We start from the raw sequence: 21,528 nt of genomic DNA, 5'->3' as shown, positions 1-21,528 counted from the left end.
TGATGGGTTTGGGGGTGTCGCCGATGGCGATCAACTCGACATATTTGGCGGCCACATTGAGCGGGCCAATCACGGCATCGAGCGTGTCATTGACGCCTTGAACGATCTTGCGGAAATCGCCCTGGTGCTTGTTGGCATCGGCACGGGTGGCCAGTTTGCCTTGCACGGCAGCATTGACCAGCAAATTGGCATCGGTGATCATGGCTTGCACTGCACCCTGCATGGTAGCCAGCGATTGAGCCAAGGCACCTATCTCATCTTTTTGGTTCAGGGCCAGCACATTACCAAAGTTGCCTGCTGCCATGTCATTGGCATGGTTCATCAGTTGCTGCGTAGGCGCAGTAATACTGCGGGTGATCATCCAGCCCAACACCGCACTCAGGACGGCCGCCACCACTGCCAAGATGAGCAGCAGGCGTTCTGCATTGGCTGCCAGGGCTTCAGCATCTTTGCCTCGCTGCACAATCAGGGTGCTTTGACCCTCTACCAAACCTCGCACCGCCGCAATATAGTTGGCTTGGCTATTGCGTAATGCGCCAGACAACATGCCCGCAGCTTCTTCGCGTTGGCTTGCTTTGATCAGATCCACATAGCGGTTCATCTCTTTCAGGTAGGCCGCGCGAGCTTCCTTGACCTTTTCTAGACTTGCCTTGCCTGCATCTGTTTCGATCATTTTGTCTAGTTTGGCCAGGCTCTCCGAGATGATCCGACTTTGCTCTGGCAAGCGATCCAATTCTTTTTGGATCTCAGTCTCTTTGAAGATATAAGCATTGCGCAGTACCCGCGCATTGACATTGACAGCATCTACCAGGGCGTTGGCAATGACTGTTTTAGGAAAATCCTCCTGCACCAGAGAGCGAACATCCTCGTTAATCTGGTTAATGCGGGACATGCCAATGCCGACCACAATCGCCAGAAGAGTCAGTGTGGCGGAGAATCCAATAGCCAATCGAATGCCAATTTTTATGTTTCTAAACATAGTGTTCTTTCTTCGGGCCGGAGTGTTATTTCATGGCAAGAGCAGGATTTCAGGCCAACGCAAGGGCTTCACTCTTTTTGAATTCTGTATGGCCTTGGGTGGCTTGCTGTATCAGGGCAGGAACATCCAAAATCAATGCGACCTCACCACTGCCGAGAATGGTGGAACCACTGATGCAACGGGCCTGATTGAACAATTTCCCCAAGGGCTTGATAACCGTCTGAAACTCTCCCAGCAGGGTATCAACCACCAAGCCTGCCTTTTGACCAGAATGTTTGAGTACGACGATGTTCTCGCGCCGCTTGGCTGGAGTGCGAATATCAAACAATTCACGTAAGCGGATAAAGGGCAGAATCTCACCGCGCAGATTGGTGTAGTTGTGCCCCGGTTCGGCGGAAAAAGCGACACATTCTTCGATCATGTCCAGCGGAATAGCAAATACCGAGGTGTCCACTTCTACCAAAAAGCCGTCAATGATGGCTAAAGTCAAAGGTAGGCGAATGGACACAGTGGTGCCTTGGCCTTCTTCACTGTGCAGGCTCACGCTGCCGCGCAAGGCCGCAATATTGCGCTTGACCACGTCCAGGCCTACACCACGTCCCGAAAGGTTGGAGACTTGATCGGCAGTGGAGAACCCCGGTTCAAAAATCAGCGCATAGACTTCGCTGTCCGTGAGGTGATGCCCGGATTCGACCAGCCCCCGCTCGATGGCTTTGCTCAGAATTTTGTCTCGTTTTAGGCCGCCACCGTCATCTTCAACGGTGATGACGATGCTGCCAGAGTCGTGAAAGGCATTCAGCCGCAGCACCCCCTGTGCTGGCTTGCTGCGTGCCAGTCGATCAGCCGCCGATTCAATGCCATGATCCATCGAATTGCGCACCAGGTGCATCAGTGGATCGCCAATTTTTTCGACTACGGTTTTGTCCAGTTCCGTTTCTTCCCCATTGATGACCAGTGCAATGTCTTTGCCTAACTCGCGCGAGACATCATGCACCACCCGTTGGAAGCGGCTGAACGTGGCACCTATTTTGACCATGCGTAGTTGCAGTGCGCTGTCGCGCACCTCTTCCACCAAGCTGGACAGTTTGGATGTGTGTTCTTGCAGTTCGGTGATGTTGGCCCGCTGTGCCACCAGGTTCACGCCCGCACCAACAATAATCAGCTCACCGACCAGATTGATCAATTGATCGAGTTTGTCGGCGTCAATGCGGATGGAGCGGCTCTCTTGGGCATGTAGCTCTTTGAGTTGTGCCTGTTTTTTGGCGGCGGCCTCTACCACCTCCGGGACTACCGCCTGCTGTTGCACCAGCACTTTGCCCAGCAGTGGCGGGGGCGATGGTGCTACCGCTTGGGCGTGCAGTGCCGTATCCAACTCTTGCTGCGTGAGAGCGCCACAATGCACCATCATTTCACCGATGCGTGTGGAGGCTTCGTGGGACTCTTGTTCCAGAATCCGGATGTAGTCGCTGGTGCGGCTGTGTGGCGGCACGATGTGCAACTGACAGTCGTCGCGCACAAACTCGAAGACGTTTTCGATGGCTGCTTTGGAGGCATTGCTGTTGAACTCGATTTCATAACCGAGATAGCAAGACTCCGGATCCATCTTGGAGGCTTCGGGCAGCTTGTCGTGCAGTACCAGCACTTCGCCAATTTGCCCGAGGGTTTCCAAAAAGCGCAGAAATGACAGGGGGTCCATGCCATTGCGCAGCACATCTGCCCCAAAGCGCAGCGAGATGTGCCAATGGTCTTGTGTTGCTATTGCAGGTGGCAGGCGTTGTGCTGTGTGCTCGGTAGCGGCAGCAGAGGCCGGAGCCAGGTTGGAGCTGGCAGGTGTGGCAGGATCACCCAAGTAACTGCGCAACTGCTCCAGCAGGGGGGCTCCCTGTGCGGTCAGGGCGGGGTCGGTCGTATCCTGATCGGCAGCTACGGCATCAATCAGGGTGCCAATGTGGTCACGGCAGGAGAGCAGCAGGGCGATCAAGGGGTCAGAGATCGCAATGCGGCCATCGCGTACCCGGTCTAGTACGCTTTCGGTGACGTGGGTAAATGCCACAACACCATCAAGACCAAACAGCCCAGAAGAACCTTTGATGGTGTGGGCAGCCCGAAAAATGGCATTGATGAGTTCAGACTTTTCCTCCGCCTCCTCCAGTGAGAGCAGGCAGGTTTCCATCTCTTCGAGCAGTTCCCGGCTTTCTACCAGGAAGGTTTGTAGGGCTTGGTCGAGATTCATGACAGACCTTCTTGCAGGGATGGCCCCTGTGATCAGTTGCGTGCTGCGCCTGGTGGGTGTGCGATGACCAGGTCGTCGCCAAAGTAGGCTGCCAAGTTCAGCAGATCAAACACATTGAGCACTGCCGGACTGTGGCCCACCAGACGCAATTGCCCTTCTTGTTGGAGCGCAGTACGTTTGGCCAGCAGCAGCAGTTGCAACCCGGCGGTATCCAGTTCCGTGACCCCAGAGAGATTGACTTCGACGGTGGCATGGGGTTGCAGTGGTTCCAACAGCAACTGTTTGAGTTCCGCCGCGCGGTAGATGGTCATTTCACCATCGATGCGCAAGGACACCGGGAGGGACGTAGCGGTTGTCATGGTGCAACAGCCGGTGTTAGGGCAGACAGAGTTTCTGCACGGCGCCGAGCATTTGTTCCGGCTTGAAGGGCTTGACCACCCAAGCTTTAGCACCAGCGGCCTGGCCCTCGCGTTTCTTGGATTCATCCGACTCGGTGGTGAGCATGATGATGGGGGTGAAACGGTAATTGGGCATTTGTTTGACCGCCTTGACAAAGCTGATGCCATCCATCACGGGCATGTTCACATCGCTGATGATCAGATGCACCTTTTGCCCTGTGAGTTTGTCCACAGCATCCTTGCCATCTTTGGCTTCGATTACCTCGTAGCCGGCACCGCGCAGCGCGATACCTACCACCATGCGGATAGAGGCTGAATCGTCCACAATCATGATTGTTTTTGCCATCTGCCGTCCTAAAAGAAAGTAATGTCATCGTCCGCAGAGGACGTGGTTGTGGGTGAAGCGGTTTTTTCGGCACCAGCTTTGGCGGGGCTGGCTGGGCCAATCCTTTTGTGGTCATGTGCCAGATGCTGGTCTTTCATGACATAGGTTTTACGCATTTCGGCCAAAAATTCTTCGGCATCCAGCGGGGCCATGTCTCCACGACTCAAGCAGTCTTGTTCATGTCGTAGGAAATAGACGGGAATTTGCTGGATGTTCCCCTCCACCTGCACCAGAATCTGACTCACTCGGTCTTGGAACTGCAAATTCACTAAAGCTTCACCAATATCGCCGTGGATAGCCATGCTTTCCTGTTTGAGCAAATCGCTGGATGCCATCAGACCACTGGCAATATTGCGAAAGTTCTCTAGCACGCTCACAATGCGGTCTTGCGAAGCCTGCATGGCTTGGTCTTCTTGATGAACCGATTGTTGTGCTGCGTTGCAAGTGCTGCTGATGGCCTCGCTGATGACCTTGACCATTTCGGCAATGCGTCGGCCAGTTTCTCCAGACTGGTTGGAGAGCATCCGGAACTCTTTGGCTACCACGGCAAAGCCGCGCCCATGCTCTCCAGAGCGGGCCGCCTCAATGGCGGCATTCAGGGCCAGTAGGTTGGTCTGAGAAGCAATCTTGGCTACATCGGTAGCCATGTCTTCCAACTGTTTAGTGAACTGGTTGAGAGACTGCACTTTCTCCAGCATGCCTGCCATGCTGTTCATGGCCGAAGTTTGCGACGTCAGGACTTGTGTCAGTTCTTGTTGGCTCTGGGCCACCACATCTACCAAGTCCAAGCCTTGTCCATCACTGGAGGTGCTGGCTTGACTGGCTGCCGCAACGGTTTTTTCTAACCGTTGCACGATTTCGCTGAAGCGGCTGGTCAGTGCGGTGATGGCCGATTCCATCTGGGTGCGTGAGTTGCTGATATGTCCGGCCCAGACGGGCGTGACCTTCTCGCCAAATTCCCGCTGCCCGGCCAAAAACTTGACCAAATGGGCCTCTAGTTGCTTGTGCTTATTGAGTTGGGCTTGCCAACCCAGAAAAACACCTGCGGCCAACAAAGCCACCGCCAACAGGATGGGCAGCAGTGTGAAGCCGCCCACGGCCATGACTGCCAGACTTCCGGCCAGTCCCAACGTGACGGGCGACCAGAAGGTTGAATTATTCCAGTCGGAGTGAATCAAGAAATGTTCTCCTGTATGGATAATCTGAGAAACACCATTTTTTATCAGTGGTATAAAAATGCCGAGCCATATTCTTGAAACAAAATGTGGCAGGCGCGCGGGAATCCTACCAGTTTTTCGTGTCGCTGAATCGGGTCTGCGTGGACGGCCCCATGCTGTGCTGCACAGCATGGCAGACATCAGAAGACTCAACGCAGCCGTGGTGTGTACGCCAGAGCCTTGCTGGGGGCAGTAGCATCTGGGCGCTCAAGCCACGCCACTGGAAGGGGCTTACATGGTGTCGAGGTTTTCTGCCCAGGTCAGAGCTTGCAAGTGTGCCCAATTGACTTGGCGGTTGGACAGGTGCAGTTCCTCGGCATTGAGGGCAAAGGCCGCCTCATCACCACTCTCGCAGGCTTTGGTGAGGGCCAAAAATGGTGCGAAAGGCCCGGTATTGTGCAATAGTGCATCTACTACGGGTTGGGGCAGGGCCAGCGACTCCAAGGCCTTGTCCATCGGTAGACCGAGCATGGTGTCTAGCAGCGAAAACACCCCGACCACAAAGGCGTTGTCGCATTCTTCGGGGGGCATCAGTTCGGCGGCAAGCAACTCCATCAGTCGGCCTCGTACCACGGCAGTCGTGCCGACCGCAGGGGCCGAGCCACCAGCCCGTGATGTTGTCAAGAGCAAGGCTGCCCAGCGAAACAGCTTGCGCAGACCCAGAATCATGACGGCATGCCGGAAGGACGTGATTTCGCACGACAAACCAAAGCCTGAAGAGTTGATGAAGCGCAACAGGTTAAAAGACAGGGTGGGGTCTTTTTTGAGCAGGTCTTCAATTTCTGCTGTGGTGGCTTGCTTGCGCACCAAATTGATCAACTGAATCACTGTGGCCTGCGATGGCCGGATGGTATGGGCCTTGACCAGTGCAGGTTTGGCAAACCAGTAGCCTTGGAACAGATGCACGCCCAAGCTAGCCATCAGCTGATGCTGCTCTGCGGATTCCACCTTTTCTGCTACCAAACGGGCCGAACTGTGTTCTTGGGCAAAACGCACCAAGGGTTTGGCTTGTTCGGCTGGGAAGGTGGTCATGTCCAGCTTGACAAAAGCTGCCAAGTTCAACCAGCTGAGGTAGTCTGGGGTCAGCACTTGCTCGCTGAAGGCCAAGCGAAAGCCTTGGCGGCGCAGTTGTTCTAAGACGGGGCGACGGCTTTCAATGTCCTCGTGGCTGGCGCCTTGGGGCAGGGCCGGTACTTCCAACACTACCTTTTCGGGGTGAATCAGCTCCAGATGGCCCCCAGAAAGACTTTCGTGGGTGCAGTTGATAAACACCAGTTTTTGCCCGACCAAGGATTCGGTGCCGATGTAAGACAGGGCATTGAACAACAGTGCTGCATCGCTGTCGGCACTGTGGGCATTGGAGGCCGTGGAGCGGTCGAAAAGTTCGTAGCCAAAGACGGCACGGTGCTCGTCCACAATGGCCTGGCGTGCAATCACGGCCAGATTGTCCGCAGAGTTGTCCTCCGGGGTGACAGAAGAGGCTGAGACGGGTAGTTCGGGCGTGCTGGACATGGCTACAAGAAGGTGGGTTTGCTTCGATTCTAGGAGCGATGATGCCATCTTGCCGCGGTGGGGATCAATCAGCAAAGTGGTCAGCCCAAGCCAGGGCTTGCAAATGGGCGCTGTTGATCTGTTGGCTGCTCAGTTGCAACGAGGTGGCAGCATGGTCAAAGGCGTTGTCATCGCCCGATTCACAGGCCTTGGCCAGCGACAAGAGATGGCCCAGCACGCCTGCATTGTGTAGCAGTGCGGCTTCCGTGCTGGGGGGGACACTGACCAAGCTGAGGGCGGTCTCCATGGGCATGCCCAACATGGTATCGAGCAAAGAGAAGATGCCGATCACAAAGGCTTGATCGGTTTCATCTTGTGGCAATTTCTTCTCCAAGGCCAAGAGTTCCATCAGCCTTCCCCGCACCACGGCGGTTTGACCAACGGAGGGAGGGGTGCCTCCTTGGCGTGATGTGGTCAAGAGCAGGGCCGCCCAGCGGAAGAGTTTTTTCAGGCCCATCAGCATCACTGCCTGTCGGAACGAAGTGATCTCGCGGGCCAGGCCGAAGCCCGATGAGTTGATGAGTCGCATCAGGTTGAATGCCAGCCCCGCATCCTTTTTCAGGACTTCTTCGATATCTTCGGTGCTGGCTTGCTTGCGCACCAGATTGATCAACTCCAGAATGCTGCTTTGTGCAGGCGAGACCAGTTTGGCGCGCACCAAGGCGGGCCGGGCAAACCAGTAGCCTTGGAACATCTGTACGCCTTGGGTGGAAACCATGTCGTACTGTTGGGCAGTTTCTACTTTTTCGGCAATCAAATCGGCTTCACTGTGACGCTGGGCGTAGTTGATCAGCACGGCCAGCTGGTCGGGGGCCAGCACCGACAGGTCGAGTTTGATGTAGTCGGCCAGTGGCAACCAAGGCATGTAGGCCGATTGCAGCACCGTATGGTTAAACGCAAGGTGAAAGCCACGGGCACGCAAGGCGGCCAAGGTGGGCAAGCGGGCGGCTACTTCTTCAGAGGCCGCATGGCCCAGTGGTGGGATTTCTAGTACCACCTTTTCTGGGTCTACCAGTTCCAGGTGCCCACCGACCAGGCTTTCGTGGGTGCAATTGACGAAGATCAGTTTCTTTCCGACCAGTTCATCGGTGCCCGCGTGCGAGAGGGCGGTAAATACCAGCGCAACATCAGTGGCAGCCGTATGGGTGGGTTCAGGGCGAGAGCGGTTGAACAGTTCGTAGCCGATGACGATATGTTGGGCATTAACGATGGCCTGACGGGCGATCATGGTGGCGCTGGTCTGATCGGCGGATGTGCTCGACATGGTGTGTATTTTTTCCGGTAGGTGCTGCTGAGTGCAGCTGTCTGGCTATTTTAGGAAGTATGGAGGCCGTGTCTGGACACAGGGTCAGTCTGTATACAGCAGCCAAGCCAGCTCGGTATCCGTAAAGCCAGCTTGCCGTCGGGCAGTTTCGTTGAATGGTGGCTTGGGTCGGGGGGCTTGGTAGTGCTGCACCAGCGTGGTGTAGTGTGTTTCTGGATTCAGGCCATCGCGCACGCAAAGCCAACGGTACCAGTGGTTGCCGATGGCAACATGGCCAACTTCTTCACGCAGGATGATGTCTAGAACAGCCACAGCTTGCAGTGCATCGGTGGTGCCGGCCTGCCGCAGTTTTTGCTGTATCAGTGGCGTGGCGTCCAGTCCACGGGCCTCTAGTGTGCGTGGCACCAGCGCCATGCGGGCCACGATGTCGTGTTGGGTCTTTTCGCACATCGTCCATAGCCCTTGGTGGGCTGGAAAGTCCCCGTAGTCATGGCCCAGTGTGCGCAACAAGTCCCGGAGCAATTGAAAGTGTTTGGCTTCTTCGGCAGCCACCCGCAACCAGTCTTGGTAAAAGGCCGCTGGCATACCATCAAAGCGCCAAATGGCATCCAGTGCCAAATTGATGGCATTGAACTCGATGTGTGCAATGGCATGCAGCAATATGGCACGGCCCTCAGGGGTGGCTGGCGAACGGCGTTTGACAGCGGTGTGGTGCAGCAGCACGGGGCGCTCTGGCCGACCTGGTAAAGCTTCGGGGTTTGAGGGTGGCACAGGTGCCGTGGTGGCGATGCTGCACTGATCTGCCACAGCATACAAGGCCAGTGCAGCAGTGGCTTTTTCGTCGGGGTGGGCAAGGCACAAAACCTGTAAGGCACGGTGGCGGAGTTCCATCTCTACAATTCTAGGCAATCGCATTCACAGGACGACAAATCCCAATGGCAATTTATGAACTCGATGGCATGGTGCCGCAGGTGGCAGCGTTGGCGTGGGTGGCTGATAGCGCCCAAGTCATCGGCCAAGTGATACTGGGTGAGGAGGCTAGCGTTTGGTTTGGCACGGTGGTGCGTGGTGATACCGATGCCATCACCATTGGTGCGGGCAGCAATATCCAAGATGCTTGCGTGCTACACGCCGATGCGGGGCAGCCTTTGGTGGTGGGCGAGCGCGTGACGGTGGGCCACCAAGTGACGCTGCATGGTTGCACGATTGGTGATGAGTCCTTGATTGGGATTGGCGCTGTGGTGCTCAATGGCGCCCGCATTGGCCGTCATTGCTTGGTGGGCGCAGGCTCTTTGGTCACGGAGGGCAAGGAGTTTCCTGATGGCTCCATGATTATGGGCACTCCGGCCAAAGTGGTGCGCCAACTCACCCCAGAGCAGATAGAAGGCTTGCGCCGCAGCGCAGCCCATTACATTGACAATGCCCGCCGCTTTCGCGGTGGACTACGAAAAATCGGCTGATCGTTCTTTTTTGATTGCAGGAAAATTTTTGCGTGTCTGAACTTCACAAATTCTTGTTTGACGGCCAGCCCGTGCGTGGGGCCATTGTGCGTCTGACCGATGCTTGGGTTGAAATTTTGCAACGCCGCACTGCTAATACGGCCACTGGCCCCTACCCTGTGCCAGTGCGTGAGCTGCTGGGTGAGATGGTGGCGGCAGGGGTATTGATGCAATCGGGTATCAAGTTCAATGGGGCACTGGTACTGCAAATTTTTGGGGATGGCCCCGTCAAGGTAGCAGTAGCCGAAGTGCAATCGGATTTGCAATTGCGCGCCACTGCCACGCTCAAAGGGGCCGTGGCCGATGACGCTGCCCTGAGCCATTTGGTGAATGTGCATGGTGGTGGCCGCTGTGCCATCACCTTAGACCCCAAAGACAGGTTTCCGGGCCAGCAGCCCTACCAAGGGGTAGTGCCACTGGTAGATGCGCAGGGGCGCAAGCTCGACCACTTGGGGGATGTGCTATCGCATTACATGCTGCAATCCGAACAATTGGATGCAACGCTGGTGCTAGCGGCCAATGACAGTGTGGCTGCCGGGCTGTTGGTACAGCGTATGCCGATGAAGGGCGAAGGCAACCTTGCCCAAAGCCACGCCCACAGCGCCGAAGCCGATCAAATGGGCCTGAATGAAGACTACAACCGTATTGCCCATTTGGCGGCCAGCCTGACCCGCGACGAGCTGCTGACGCTGGATGTAGACACCATTTTGCGTCGCCTGTTTTGGGAAGAAAAACTGCTGCGCTTTGAACCTCTGCAAGGCGAGCAAGGCCCGCGCTTTGCCTGCTCTTGCAGCCGTGAGCGCGTGAGCCGCATGTTACAGAGCTTGGGGGTGGCCGAAGCCGAGAGCGTGCTGGCCGAGCAGGGGCAAATTGAAGTGGGCTGTGAATACTGCGGCCAGCAATACCGCTTTGACCCGGTAGATGCGGCACAGATTTTTGCATCACCAGCACAGCAGCCACCTGTGCCTGACAGCGTGCATTAAAAACCTTGCCACCCAGTGGTGCTGGTGCGGGTGGCATGGAAAAAATCAACGCGGGGTGTATTGCACAAAAATCTCGCCCTGCTTGACCATGCCCAGCTCGCTGCGGGCTTTTTCTTCTACCATGTCCAGCCCTTCCCTAAGGTCTTGTACCTCGGACTGTAGGCGTTGGTTTTCTGCCAGCGCCTTGGCATTGGTTTCTTGCTGGAGTGCGATTTTCTGGCGCATCTCCCGCACATAGGGAATGCTGCCCCGCCCTTGCCAAAGCTGGGCGTGCAGCATCGCCAACAAGGTGAGCAAGACCACCGGAACCACAATGCGTGGGGTCATAGCGTTTGCCGTTCAGGTGACGAGTTTGCCAAGGGCAGGTGCATCAGTGGTTTAACGCAGGTTGTAGAACGCGCGACGGCCTGGGTAATAAGCCACTTCGCCCAAGTCTTCTTCGATGCGCAGCAGTTGGTTGTACTTGGCCATGCGGTCGGAACGGCTCAGGCTACCGGTTTTGATTTGACCAGCGTTGGTGCCTACGGCAATGTCGGCAATGGTGCTGTCTTCGGTTTCGCCCGAGCGGTGGCTGATGACGGCGGTGTAACCGGCGCGCTTGGCCATCTCGATGGCGGCGAATGTCTCAGACAGGGTGCCAATTTGGTTGATCTTGATGAGGATCGAGTTGGAGATGCCCTTGTCGATGCCCTCTTGCAAAATCTTGGTGTTGGTCACGAACAAATCATCACCCACCAATTGCACGTTTTTGCCCAAACGCTCTGTGATGTGCTTCCAGCCGTCCCAATCGCCTTCGTGCATCGCGTCTTCGATGCTGATGATGGGGTACTTGTCGCACCAAGTAGCCAGCATGTCCGTCCATTGCTGGGCCGTGAGTTTGAGGCCACCTTCGCCTTCCAGTACGTAGTGGCCGTCTTTGTAGAACTCGCTGGCAGCACAGTCCAAGCCCAAGGCGATTTGTTCGCCAGCGGTGTAACCGGCGGCATCGATGGCTTGCAAAATCAGTTGGATAGCGGCTTCGTGGTTCTCGACGGAAGGTGCAAAACCACCTTCGTCACCCACGGCGGTGCTCATGCCTTTGTCGTGGATGATTTTTTTCAGGGCGTGGAACACTTCAGCGCCCCAGCGAATGGCTTCGCGGAACGTGGGTGCGCCCACTGGAATAATCATGAACTCTTGGATGTCCAGCGAGTTGTTGGCATGTGCGCCGCCGTTGATCACGTTCATCATGGGCACGGGCATTTGCACTGCACCCATGCCGCCAAAGTAGCGGTACAGGGGCAGGCCTGCCTCTTCAGCGGCAGCACGGGCCACAGCCATCGACACAGCCAAAATGGCATTGGCACCCAAACGGCCTTTGTTATCGGTGCCGTCCAAGTCAATCAGGGTTTTGTCTAGGAAGGCTTGTTCAGCCGCGTCCAAGCCCAGAATGGCTTCGGCGATTTCGCTGTTGATGTGTTCTACGGCCTTGAGCACGCCCTTGCCCAAGTAGCGGCCTTTGTCGCCATCGCGCAGTTCAATGGCTTCACGCGAGCCGGTGGAGGCACCCGAAGGTACGGCAGCACGGCCCATCACGCCCGATTCGAGCAGCACGTCACATTCGACGGTGGGGTTGCCACGGCTGTCTAGTACTTCGCGGCCTACGATATCAACGATTGCACTCATGGTATTTTTCCATTTCTAGCTAACAAACAGGGAGGAGGCTACTTCAGGCGCTGAAGTGGTCTTCGAGAAAACCGTTCTTTTTGGTCACGGTGTCTAGCGCCACCAGGGTTTCTAGCAGCGCCTTCATGTGCTTGAGCGGCACAGCATTGGGGCCATCGCTCAGGGCTTGGGCCGGGTTGGGGTGGGTTTCCATAAACAACCCCGCCACGCCCACAGCCACAGCAGCACGGGCCAGCACGGGCACCATCTCGCGCTGGCCGCCGCTGCTGGTGCCTTGGCCCCCGGGCAGTTGCACGCTGTGCGTGGCATCAAACACCACCGGCGCACCGGTTTCGCGCAAAATCGCCAAGCTGCGCATGTCTGAGACCAGATTGTTGTAACCAAAGCTGGCACCGCGCTCACAGGCCATGAAGTTGTCTTCGGGCAAGCCTGCTTCGCGGGCAGCGGCGCGGGCTTTGTCGATGACATTTTTCATGTCGTGTGGAGCCAAAAATTGCCCCTTTTTGATGTTCACCGGCTTGCCCGACTGCGCCACAGCGTGGATAAAGTCGGTTTGGCGGCACAAAAAGGCCGGGGTTTGCAGCACATCAACCACAGCTGCCACATGGGGCACCTCGGCCTCGGTATGCACATCGGTGAGCACCGGCACATTCAGCTCGCGCTTGATTTTGGCCAGAATTTCTAGCCCTTTTTCCATACCGGGGCCACGAAAGCTGGTGCCGGAGGAGCGGTTGGCCTTGTCAAAGCTGCTCTTGAAGATGAATGGAATACCCAAGCTGGCGCAGATTTCCTTCAGTTGCCCGGCCACATCCATCTGCAATTGTTCAGATTCGATCACGCACGGCCCCGCGATCAGAAAGAACCGCTGATCCAGGCCGACATCAAAGCCACACAGCTTCATGCGTTGGCCTCCGTGGTGGTGGCTGGAGCTGCTTGTGCTGGTTTTTGCGCTTGCTGGTGGGCAATGGCTGCCTTGATAAAGGCATTGAACAGCGGATGACCAGCCCACGGTGTTGATTTAAACTCGGGGTGGAACTGCACACCCACATACCACGGGTGGACATTTTGTGGCAGTTCAACGATTTCGGTCAGGTGCTCACGCTGCGTTAGGGCAGAAATCACCAACCCGGCCTTGCGCAGCTTGTCGAGGTAGTTGACGTTGGCTTCGTAGCGGTGACGGTGGCGCTCGGTGACCACATCGCCATAGATGCTGTGCGCCAAGGTGCCGGGAGCCACATCCGAGCTTTGTGCGCCCAGGCGCATGGTGCCGCCCAAGTCGGAACTTGCATTGCGCTTTTGGATGCTGCCATCAGCATCTTTCCACTCGGTGATGAGTGCGATAACCGGGTGCTTGGTTTGGGGGTCAAACTCGGTGCTGTTGGCACCTGCCAAACCGGCCACATGGCGGGCATATTCGATGGTAGCCACTTGCATTCCCAAGCAGATGCCCAGATAGGGCACTTGGTGCTCACGGGCATATTGGGCTGTGCAAATTTTGCCTTCTACACCGCGTTGACCAAAACCACCGGGCACCAAAATGGCATCGTACTGCCCCAAGCTGGCTACGCCCTCAGGGGTGATGGTTTCGGAGTCGATGTGGTCAATTTTGACGCGCACATGGCTTTGCATACCGGCGTGGCGCAGTGCCTCATTGACCGATTTGTAGCTGTCGGACAAATCAACGTATTTGCCCACCATGGCAATCCGGACTTGGCCTTGCGGATGCTCGGTTTCATAGACCAGTGCATCCCAGCGTTTGAGGCTGGTGGGGGGAGTGTGCAGGCGCAAACGGTCGCAAATCAGGCCATCCAAGCCCTGTTCGTGCAACATGCGCGGTACTTTGTAGATGGTGTCTACATCCCACATGCTGATCACGCCCCACTCGGGCACGTTGGTAAACAGCGAGATTTTGGCGCGCTCGTCGGGTGGCACCTTGTGCTCGGCACGGCACAGCAGCGCATCGGGTTGGATACCGATTTTGCGCAACTCTTGCACGGTGTGCTGGGTGGGCTTGGTCTTGAGTTCGCCCGCAGCTGCAATCCAAGGCAAGTAGGTGAGGTGGACAAAAGCGGCGTTGTTGGGGCCGAGCTTGAGGCTCAATTGGCGCACGGCCTCTAAGAAGGGCAGTGATTCAATATCGCCTACCGTGCCACCGATTTCGCAGATGGCTACATCCACTGCATCGGGCGTGCCAATGCCTGCACCGCGTTTGATGTACTCTTGGATCTCGTTGGTCACATGTGGAATGACCTGCACGGTCTTGCCGAGGTAATCACCCCGGCGCTCTTTTTCTAGCACCGACTGGTAAATTTTGCCCGTGGTGAAGTTGTTGGACTTCTTCATGCGCGTTTCGATGAAACGCTCATAGTGGCCCAGGTCGAGGTCGGTTTCGGCGCCGTCGTCGGTCACAAAAACCTCGCCATGCTGGAATGGCGACATGGTGCCCGGATCGACGTTGATGTAAGGGTCGAGCTTGATGAGGGTGACTTTGAGGCCCCGCGATTCGAGAATCGCGGCAAGGGAGGCTGAGGCGATTCCCTTGCCCAGGGAAGACACCACACCGCCGGTGACGAAGACAAATTTGGTCATGTCATTTATAGGGGGTGGGAAATCGGAATTATAGGTGGCCTCCTTTGTGCTGTGGGGTCTCTGCTAAATTGCGCCCCTATGAAAGAGCTTGCTGGTAAACATATTGTGCTGGGCCTCAGTGGGGGCGTGGCTTGTTATAAATCGGCGGACTTGTGTCGCCTGTTGATCAAGGCGGGGGCTACCGTACAGGTGGTGATGACCGAGGCGGCTGCGCAGTTCATCACCCCAGTGACGATGCAGGCGCTGTCCAATCGGCCTGTGTATGGCTCGCAATGGGATGCGCGCGAGGCCAACAACATGCCGCATATCAACCTCAGCCGCGAGGCCGATGCTATTTTGTTGGCACCGTGCAGCGCCGACTTTATCGCTCGGTTGGTACAAGGCCGGGCCGACGAGCTGCTCAGTTTGATGTGTTTGGCCCGCCCGATAGAACGTGTGCCGTTGCTGCTGGCACCGGCCATGAACCGGGAGATGTGGGCGCACCCGGCCACACAACGCAACTTGGCACAAGTGGCCCAAGACGGCGCTGTGGTACTGGGTGTAGGCCACGGCGACCAGGCTTGCGGCGAGACTGGCGATGGCCGGATGCTAGAGCCTGCCGAATTGTTGGAAGAGGTGATTGCCTTTTTTACGCCCAAGCGCCTCGCAGGCCGCAAGGTGTTAATCACTGCAGGCCCGACCTTTGAAGCCATCGATCCGGTGCGCGGCATCACCAACCACTCCAGCGGCAAAATGGGTTTTGCCATTGCCCGTGCTGCACAGGAGGCAGGTGCCCAAGTGACCTTGGTGGCGGGGCCAGTGCATTTGCCTACGCCCAGAGGCGTGCAGCGTATTCATGTGCAATCAGCCCAAGAGATGCTGCACGCTGTGATGCAGCAAGCCCCAGCGGCCAGCGTTTTTATCGCTACTGCTGCTGTGGCCGATTGGCGTCCGGCCCATTCCTCGCAGCAAAAAATCAAAAAAGATGGTTCGGGCGAAGTGCCTGGGCTGTCTTTTGTCGAAAATCCGGATATTCTGGCCACGGTAGCGCAGTCGGAGCGGGCGCAGACTGGCGACTTATTTTGCGTGGGTTTTGCCGCTGAAAGCCATGATTTGCTGCAACACGCTACGGCCAAGCGGGAGCGCAAAGGCGTGCCGTTGCTGGTGGGTAATATTGGCCCAGCCACCTTTGGCCGCGATGACAATGCGTTGTTGTTGGTGGATGCGGCAGGCCACCGCGAACTGCCCCATGCTTCCAAGCGGGAGTTGGCACAGCAGTTGGTTGTGGAGATTGCTCAGCGCCTGCCCTTGGATTCCAAAGCGGTTTAAAGCTATTGCTGGAGGTCACTGATGTCCCTCAACCCTTACCAAAACAACTGGGACACACCACCCAACGGTGACTTTGTGCGCTATTTAGAGCACTTGACCACGGCTGCACCACCACCGACTGCCAGCCCGCAAGCGCCTTCCACAAGCAGCACTGCCTCCTCGGTCAAAGCCTCCAAAGCAACCACCACTACTGCGCAACCCACATTGCCGTTAGCCACCCAATGGGCTGCGGTACTCTCGGCGTTGCACAAGGGGCGTACCGTTCTGCTTTGGTTGACACTGGCCCATTTGGCGGCTTGGCTGTTGCTTGATCATGGCTCGGTGCCTTTGCTGATACTGATGGTTGCCGTCTGGTTTGCTGGGGGACGGGCGCTGGCGGCTTTGTCTGACCAAGCACCTGCCTCTGATATAGCCCGTTCTGGTTTACAGCGACTCCAACAAGAAATCCGTTCTTTGGCGCAACGGCGTCACCATGAAAGAAAAAATTGAAAATTGACGTCAAAATTGTGGATGCACGCATGGCAGAGCAACTGCCCGCTTACGCTACCCCCGGCAGTGCCGGTTTGGATTTGCGTGCCTGTCTGGATGCGCCCCTGACCTTAGAGCCTAATGCTTGGCAATTGGTGCCTACTGGGCTGGCTATTCATTTGTGTGATCCGGGTTATGCCGGGTTGATTTTGCCGCGCTCAGGGCTGGGGCATAAACATGGCATTGTGCTGGGCAATTTGGTCGGTTTGATCGATAGCGATTACCAAGGTCAACTGATGATCAGTGCTTGGAACCGCAGCAGCGTGCCTTTCACCGTGGAGCCAATGGAGCGGTTGGCACAATTGGTGATCGTGCCCGTGGTGCAGGCACAGTTTCAGGTTGTGCAGGAATTTGCTGCCAACAGTGTGCGTGGTGAGGGCGGTTATGGCTCCACCGGCACGGCTTGAACGCCACATTTTTCAGGAGTTTGTTGAACCATGCCAAGTTTTTTGCGCTGTACTACCGGCGCTGTCTCTGTGATTGCCTGTGCTGTCTTGACGGCCTGTGCCACCCAGCAACCTGCACCACAGCCGGTTTATGCCAGCAGCGGTGCCTACCAGAGTCGTCCAGCCGCTGCTCCGCGGGGTACGGAATATGCCCATGTCACGCGAATTGACGTGTTGCAATCACACCAACGGCAGACCTCTGGGGCTGGCGCGGTGGCTGGCGCCGTGATTGGTGGCGTGTTGGGCAACCAGATTGGTCACGGTGGTGGCCGTGCGGTAGCCACTGCCGCAGGGGTGGTGGGCGGTGCCGTGGTAGGCAATGCCATTGAGGAGCGTTCTGGTGGCGGTGGCTATGCCCGCAGCTATCGTATTACCCTGCGCATGGATCGGGGCGGTTCCCGTTCCTACGATGTGCCTTCGCCGGGCGATTTGCGTACCGGCGATCGGGTGCGGGTCTACCAAGGGCAGATTTCCCGCTATTGAGCGCGTTGGGCAGGCCAGTGCCTGCCCACGGTGCTAGTGCAGTAAGGGCTGGTTAGGGGCTGGCGGTTGAATGCGGAAAAAACCAGTTCCGGCGGTGCCGCTGCCGATTTCTTCTTCCGTGGCCTCACGCACGCCACAAACTTTCAGGTGCAGCCGAATGGCGATTCCGGCCAAGGGGTGGTTGCCGTCCAACACCACATGGTCGGGGTACAGCTCGGCCACCGTGTAGATGGCATCGTGTGGCATATCGGGGTTGCAGCCGGGGGGCAGAGCATGGCCTTCAAACACCATGCCTTCTTCTGTTTCTGTGGGAAAGAGGCTGCGTGGCTCTAAAAAGAGCAATTGGTCATTGAAGTCGCCAAACGCTTCTTCTGGTTCGATGTGCAGCGACAGTGTTGCGCCTGTGCTGTACCCTTGCAGGGCTTCTTCGATTCGGGTCAGCAAATCATCGCCCCCCACCAAAAATTCTACGGGTTCCTCCAATACATCCAGCTCTTCGCCAAGGGTGTCGGTCAGGGTCCAGGTGAGTGCGACTACGCATTGTTCGGTGATTTCCATAGGAGAATTGTCGCAGTTTGACCAACAGGCCCTTTGCCGGGCCGGAATTTTTGTCATGGATACCAAGCAACCCCTCGCCTTGTTGGCTGGCCTGACGCCTGCACAGTTCATGCGTCGTCATTGGCAGAAAAAGCCCTTATTGGTACGCCAAGCCATTGCTGGTTTCAAGGCACCGCTGTCACGCCCTGCATTGTTTGCGCTGGCTGCCCAAGAGGGCGTGGAGTCGCGTTTGGTGCAACAGGTCGAAGGTGTTTGGTCGCTGCGGCATGGCCCGCTATCACGGCGGGCTTTGCCACCTTTGCAACGTCCCCACTGGACTTTGTTGGTGCAGGGGGTGGATTTGCACCACGATGCCATTCACGCACTGATGCAGCAATTCCGTTTTGTGCCCGATGCGCGGTTGGATGATTTGATGATCAGCTATGCCACCGATGGTGGTGGCGTAGGGCCGCATTTTGACAGTTATGACGTGTTCTTGCTTCAGGCCCAGGGACGCCGCCGTTGGCGCATTGGCCGCCAGAAAAATCTGACGTTGCGTGACGATGTGCCCATGAAAATTCTGGCCCAGTTTGAGCCAGAGGAAGAATATGTGTTGGAGCCGGGCGACATGCTCTATCTGCCACCCGGTTGGGCACACGATGGCATTGCGGAGGGCGGCGACTGTATGACCTATTCGGTCGGTTTTCGTGTGCCAGAGCGCGTCAATTTGGCGCAAGAGCTGCTGGTGCGTCTGGCCGATGAGGATGAGGGCGAGCAAGATCAACAGCTTTACCGTGATCCGCAACAGGTTGCCGTGGCCGAGGCCGCAGAAATTCCCCCAGCCTTGCATGACTTTGCCCGTCAGGCACTGGAATGGGCTTTACAGCAGCCGCGTGCCCTAGAACGTGCCTTGGGAGAGTACCTCACTGAACCGAAGTCCAATGTTTGGTTTGAACCAGGGCCAGAAGGGGTCATGTTGGAACAGGTAGTGCTGGATCGGCGCACCCGCATGATGTATGACGCCGACCATGTTTTCATCAATGGTGAGAGTTACCGCGCCGCAGGCGAAGATGCGCAACTGATGCGCCAGTTAGCCAATGGCCGTGCGCTCGATGCCCGTGCGCTGGCCCGTGCCAGTGACGATGCGTTAGAACTGTTGTCCTCTTGGTGTGATGCCGGTTGGCTGCATGCCCAGCCTGCAAATTCTGAGCGTTGATATGGTGGACACATCTGCGGATTTTTTGCCTCAGGGCCGTTTTCAGGGGCGTGAGGCATTCCAGCAGTTGGTGCGCGATGCACTGGCCGCCGCAGCTGCCCAAGGCTGGCGCGAGATCATCCTCAGTGATGCCGATTTTCATGATTGGCCCTTGGGTGAGCGGGCGGTGGTGGAGTCTTTGCAGGCATGGGCGGGCAGTGGTCGGCGCATGACCTTGCTGGCCTGTAACTATGACGAACTGGTGCGCCGCCATGCCCGGTTTGTTCAGTGGCGCCGCACTTGGGATCATCTTCTGACGTGCCGTCGCAGTCCTGCGGCTGATCGTCTGGATCTGCCCAGTACGATCTGGTCACCGAGCTGGGTGTTGCAGCGCCTTGATCCAGAGCGTTGTATGGGGGTGACTGGGACAGAGCCCGAGCGCCGGGTCTTGCTGCGCGAGACCTTGAACGAATGGCTGCACAATAAGAGTGCGCCCGGATTTCCTGCAACGACCTTGGGGCTGTAAGGAAAATGGAAGCTACTCTCGCCTCAGACTGTCTGATTGTTGCAACGCCTTGGGTGTGGGGCTATGTGTTAGCGTTAGCCAGTATTGACGGAATCCCAATATAATCGTGGATTGTGATTAAGTAAGCAGGCGCAAAATTTCTTGCGTCCATTTGCCAAAGCGTAGCTGGCTGCGCCAAGCCTGACGTGGTGGCAAACCCGTTTTTGACTGTCCAACTAGGAAACCTGAAATGAACAAGACCCTCGTCATCGCTTCGCTGATTGCTGCTGCCGCTTTGGCTGCCTGCGGCAAAAAAGAAACTCCCGCTCCTGCACCTGCTCCCGCTCCTGTAGAGGCACCCGCTGCTGCTCCTGCAGCCCCTGCCGCCGCTCCTGCTGCTGACGCCGCCGCTGCAGCTCCTGCCGCCGCCGCTCCTGCTGCTGCTGACGCAGCCGCTGCAGCCCCCGCCGCTGCTGACGCAGTCAAGGCAGCTGCTGCCGCCGCTGCTCCTGCTGCTGCACCCGCTGCCGCCAAGTAATCGGCTTTGATCCGGGGGGTGTCCCCGGACAAGTTCAAGCCCCGTGCTAACGCAACGGGGCTTTTTTTATTCCGTCCCGCAGGACGGAGGGGTTGTTACTTCAGTTCGTCTGCCAGCACCCGCACAATGCTGGCGGCGCTGGTCGATGTGTCGGCGGCTCCGCTGGCATTGAGCACCGAGATGGCAGAGGCATCGCCTTCGCTGCGCACCACAATCCGGTATTTTTCTGGGGTGATGGTGGGTGTGCTGTTGAAGAGCTTGCTGAAGAAGCCAGGCTCTTGCTTGTTTGCATTGGCGGGCACATAGCGGACAAAGTACACGCCTTGGCTGCGGTCGCGGTCTTCTACGGTGAAGCCCGTGCGATCCAGTGCCAACCCTACACGACGCCATGCCCTGTCAAAACCTTCGTTCAGTTGCAATACCAAGGTGTTGTTGGCAGTTTCTATGCGTGCTGCTGGGGTGGGCGGCACAGTGGCGGCTGTCACGGCTTGGGCTTGCTCTTTGCTGGCACCGAGTTTGACCATCATGCGGCGCAAAAATTCGGTCTCTAGCTCGGGATCGGTAGGGCGGGGTTGCCAGCGCGTGGCATCTTTGCTGCTGCTGGTATAGACCTCGATCATGCCACGGTGGCTGACATAGATTTCGGTGCCACCGCTGGCGTTGCGTTCTAGCCGGATGCGGAATTTGTCTCGCTCTCCTGTGGAATAGACAGCGTCCAGCACCTTGCCCAGCGTGGAGCGAATGAAATCCTGCGGAATCTTGGCGCGGTTCTCTGCCCAGTCGGTCTCCATGATGCCTACTTTGGCTTGGTCTAAGACCAACACAAAGCCGTTTTCTAGCCAGAACTCCCGCACCGGATCCCAAAGCTGCTCAGCCGGACGGTTGACCACCAGCCAACGTTGGTTGCCTGCCCGTTCAATGCGGACATCCCCCAGATTGTTGATGGCCGTGGTGGAGCCTACAGGCAGTGCAGTTTGGTTGGCTTGCAAGGCGTTGGCCGACACCACACCGCCCGGTGTTGCATAACGGGTATCGCGTGAGAGCTGTTGCAAGTCAGGCGGCACCTCCAGCGTGGCTGCCTTGGTGGCACTCTTGTAGTTGATTTTGTCGCTTTCCAGTGCAGAACATGCAGACAGCGCAATGGTCAGGCCCAGCAGGCCCAGTCGTGCAATAGGGGTTGGTTTCACGGAATCCTCAAAAAGACAGACAGGCACTTGACTGGCAC

23 protein-coding genes are annotated in these 21,528 nt (G+C 57.0%); 9 read left to right on the top strand and 14 right to left on the bottom strand.

From position 1 onward, the window contains the following. The 8 genes from ACYVB2_RS14725 to ACYVB2_RS14690 all read right to left on the bottom strand — a co-directional run. A partial coding sequence (locus ACYVB2_RS14725; RefSeq protein ID WP_382434584.1) for an MCP four helix bundle domain-containing protein occupies positions 1-979 on the bottom strand: 979 nt, incomplete at its 3' end. Between the two features lie 49 nt (positions 980-1,028). After that, positions 1,029-3,212, bottom strand: a complete 2,184-nt coding sequence (locus ACYVB2_RS14720; RefSeq protein ID WP_382434582.1) for a chemotaxis protein CheA — start codon at positions 3,210-3,212, stop codon at positions 1,029-1,031. A gap of 32 nt (positions 3,213-3,244) precedes the next feature. Further along, positions 3,245-3,571, bottom strand: coding sequence for an STAS domain-containing protein (locus ACYVB2_RS14715; protein ID WP_460537138.1), 327 nt, complete (start codon positions 3,569-3,571; stop codon positions 3,245-3,247). 16 nt (positions 3,572-3,587) lie between these two features. Continuing rightward, complete coding sequence (locus ACYVB2_RS14710; RefSeq protein WP_382434577.1) at positions 3,588-3,956, bottom strand: response regulator; 369 nt, start codon at positions 3,954-3,956, stop codon at positions 3,588-3,590. Between the two features lie 8 nt (positions 3,957-3,964). Beyond that, on the bottom strand, positions 3,965-5,173 hold the full coding sequence (locus tag ACYVB2_RS14705) for a methyl-accepting chemotaxis protein (RefSeq protein WP_382434575.1): 1,209 nt from the start codon (positions 5,171-5,173) through the stop codon (positions 3,965-3,967). Between the two features lie 270 nt (positions 5,174-5,443). Further along, positions 5,444-6,724 carry an EAL and HDOD domain-containing protein gene (locus ACYVB2_RS14700; protein WP_382434573.1) on the bottom strand — a complete coding sequence of 427 codons (1,281 nt, stop codon included), beginning with the start codon at positions 6,722-6,724 and terminating at the stop codon, positions 5,444-5,446. A gap of 64 nt (positions 6,725-6,788) precedes the next feature. Then, a complete protein-coding gene (locus ACYVB2_RS14695; RefSeq protein WP_382434571.1) occupies positions 6,789-8,027 on the bottom strand; it encodes an EAL and HDOD domain-containing protein in 1,239 nt (412 codons plus the stop codon). Between the two features lie 84 nt (positions 8,028-8,111). After that, positions 8,112-8,918: a ferritin-like domain-containing protein gene (locus ACYVB2_RS14690; protein ID WP_382434569.1), complete on the bottom strand. Its 807-nt coding sequence runs from the start codon at positions 8,916-8,918 to the stop codon at positions 8,112-8,114. Positions 8,919-8,962: 44 nt separating this feature from the next. Between ACYVB2_RS14690 and ACYVB2_RS14685 the strand changes: the two genes are divergently transcribed. Further along, a complete protein-coding gene (locus ACYVB2_RS14685; protein ID WP_382434567.1) occupies positions 8,963-9,487 on the top strand; it encodes a gamma carbonic anhydrase family protein in 525 nt (174 codons plus the stop codon). A 32-nt stretch (positions 9,488-9,519) separates the two neighbouring features. Beyond that, positions 9,520-10,509: an Hsp33 family molecular chaperone HslO gene (hslO, locus tag ACYVB2_RS14680; protein WP_382434565.1), complete on the top strand. Its 990-nt coding sequence runs from the start codon at positions 9,520-9,522 to the stop codon at positions 10,507-10,509. A 45-nt stretch (positions 10,510-10,554) separates the two neighbouring features. On the opposite strand, the gene ACYVB2_RS14675 is transcribed toward hslO, so the two are convergent. The 4 genes from ACYVB2_RS14675 to ACYVB2_RS14660 are packed head-to-tail and all read right to left on the bottom strand — an operon-like array spanning position 10,555 to position 14,763. Next, positions 10,555-10,836 carry a septum formation initiator family protein gene (locus ACYVB2_RS14675; RefSeq protein ID WP_382434563.1) on the bottom strand — a complete coding sequence of 94 codons (282 nt, stop codon included), beginning with the start codon at positions 10,834-10,836 and terminating at the stop codon, positions 10,555-10,557. A 51-nt stretch (positions 10,837-10,887) separates the two neighbouring features. Then, a complete protein-coding gene (gene eno, locus ACYVB2_RS14670) occupies positions 10,888-12,174 on the bottom strand; it encodes a phosphopyruvate hydratase (RefSeq protein ID WP_382434561.1) in 1,287 nt (428 codons plus the stop codon). A 43-nt stretch (positions 12,175-12,217) separates the two neighbouring features. Next, on the bottom strand, positions 12,218-13,075 hold the full coding sequence (kdsA, locus tag ACYVB2_RS14665) for a 3-deoxy-8-phosphooctulonate synthase (RefSeq protein ID WP_382434559.1): 858 nt from the start codon (positions 13,073-13,075) through the stop codon (positions 12,218-12,220). Next, positions 13,072-14,763, bottom strand: a complete 1,692-nt coding sequence (locus tag ACYVB2_RS14660; protein WP_382434553.1) for a CTP synthase — start codon at positions 14,761-14,763, stop codon at positions 13,072-13,074. Before ACYVB2_RS14660 ends, kdsA begins: the two co-directional genes overlap by 4 nt. A gap of 78 nt (positions 14,764-14,841) precedes the next feature. Between ACYVB2_RS14660 and coaBC the strand changes: the two genes are divergently transcribed. The 4 genes from coaBC to ACYVB2_RS14640 are packed head-to-tail and all read left to right on the top strand — an operon-like array spanning position 14,842 to position 17,528. After that, positions 14,842-16,071, top strand: a complete 1,230-nt coding sequence (coaBC, locus tag ACYVB2_RS14655) for a bifunctional phosphopantothenoylcysteine decarboxylase/phosphopantothenate--cysteine ligase CoaBC (RefSeq protein ID WP_382434551.1) — start codon at positions 14,842-14,844, stop codon at positions 16,069-16,071. 21 nt (positions 16,072-16,092) lie between these two features. Next, positions 16,093-16,560, top strand: coding sequence for a hypothetical protein (locus ACYVB2_RS14650; protein WP_382434549.1), 468 nt, complete (start codon positions 16,093-16,095; stop codon positions 16,558-16,560). Beyond that, positions 16,557-17,006 carry a dUTP diphosphatase gene (gene dut, locus ACYVB2_RS14645; RefSeq protein WP_382434547.1) on the top strand — a complete coding sequence of 150 codons (450 nt, stop codon included), beginning with the start codon at positions 16,557-16,559 and terminating at the stop codon, positions 17,004-17,006. Before ACYVB2_RS14650 ends, dut begins: the two co-directional genes overlap by 4 nt. Before the next feature lie 30 nt (positions 17,007-17,036). Continuing rightward, on the top strand, positions 17,037-17,528 hold the full coding sequence (locus tag ACYVB2_RS14640) for an outer membrane lipoprotein (protein WP_382434545.1): 492 nt from the start codon (positions 17,037-17,039) through the stop codon (positions 17,526-17,528). 33 nt (positions 17,529-17,561) lie between these two features. On the opposite strand, the gene ACYVB2_RS14635 is transcribed toward ACYVB2_RS14640, so the two are convergent. After that, on the bottom strand, positions 17,562-18,086 hold the full coding sequence (locus ACYVB2_RS14635) for an FKBP-type peptidyl-prolyl cis-trans isomerase (protein WP_382434543.1): 525 nt from the start codon (positions 18,084-18,086) through the stop codon (positions 17,562-17,564). 55 nt (positions 18,087-18,141) lie between these two features. Between ACYVB2_RS14635 and ACYVB2_RS14630 the strand changes: the two genes are divergently transcribed. The 3 genes from ACYVB2_RS14630 (at position 18,142) to ACYVB2_RS14620 (ending at position 20,303) form a co-directional block, all read left to right on the top strand. Next, positions 18,142-19,281, top strand: coding sequence for a JmjC domain-containing protein (locus ACYVB2_RS14630; RefSeq protein ID WP_382434541.1), 1,140 nt, complete (start codon positions 18,142-18,144; stop codon positions 19,279-19,281). 1 nt (position 19,282) lies between these two features. Then, a complete protein-coding gene (locus tag ACYVB2_RS14625) occupies positions 19,283-19,786 on the top strand; it encodes a hypothetical protein (RefSeq protein ID WP_382434539.1) in 504 nt (167 codons plus the stop codon). 229 nt (positions 19,787-20,015) lie between these two features. Continuing rightward, the gene (locus ACYVB2_RS14620) at positions 20,016-20,303 is read left to right on the top strand and encodes a hypothetical protein (protein WP_460537123.1); all 288 of its coding nucleotides are present in this window, start codon (positions 20,016-20,018) and stop codon (positions 20,301-20,303) included. Positions 20,304-20,398: 95 nt separating this feature from the next. Here ACYVB2_RS14620 and bamC read toward each other — a convergent pair whose 3' ends face one another. Then, positions 20,399-21,490, bottom strand: coding sequence for an outer membrane protein assembly factor BamC (bamC, locus tag ACYVB2_RS14615; RefSeq protein WP_382434535.1), 1,092 nt, complete (start codon positions 21,488-21,490; stop codon positions 20,399-20,401). Between the last annotated feature and the right edge of the window lie 38 nt (positions 21,491-21,528).

This window comes from Giesbergeria giesbergeri, assembly GCF_054779375.1.
This window is presented reverse-complemented; position numbering and strand designations above follow the sequence as displayed.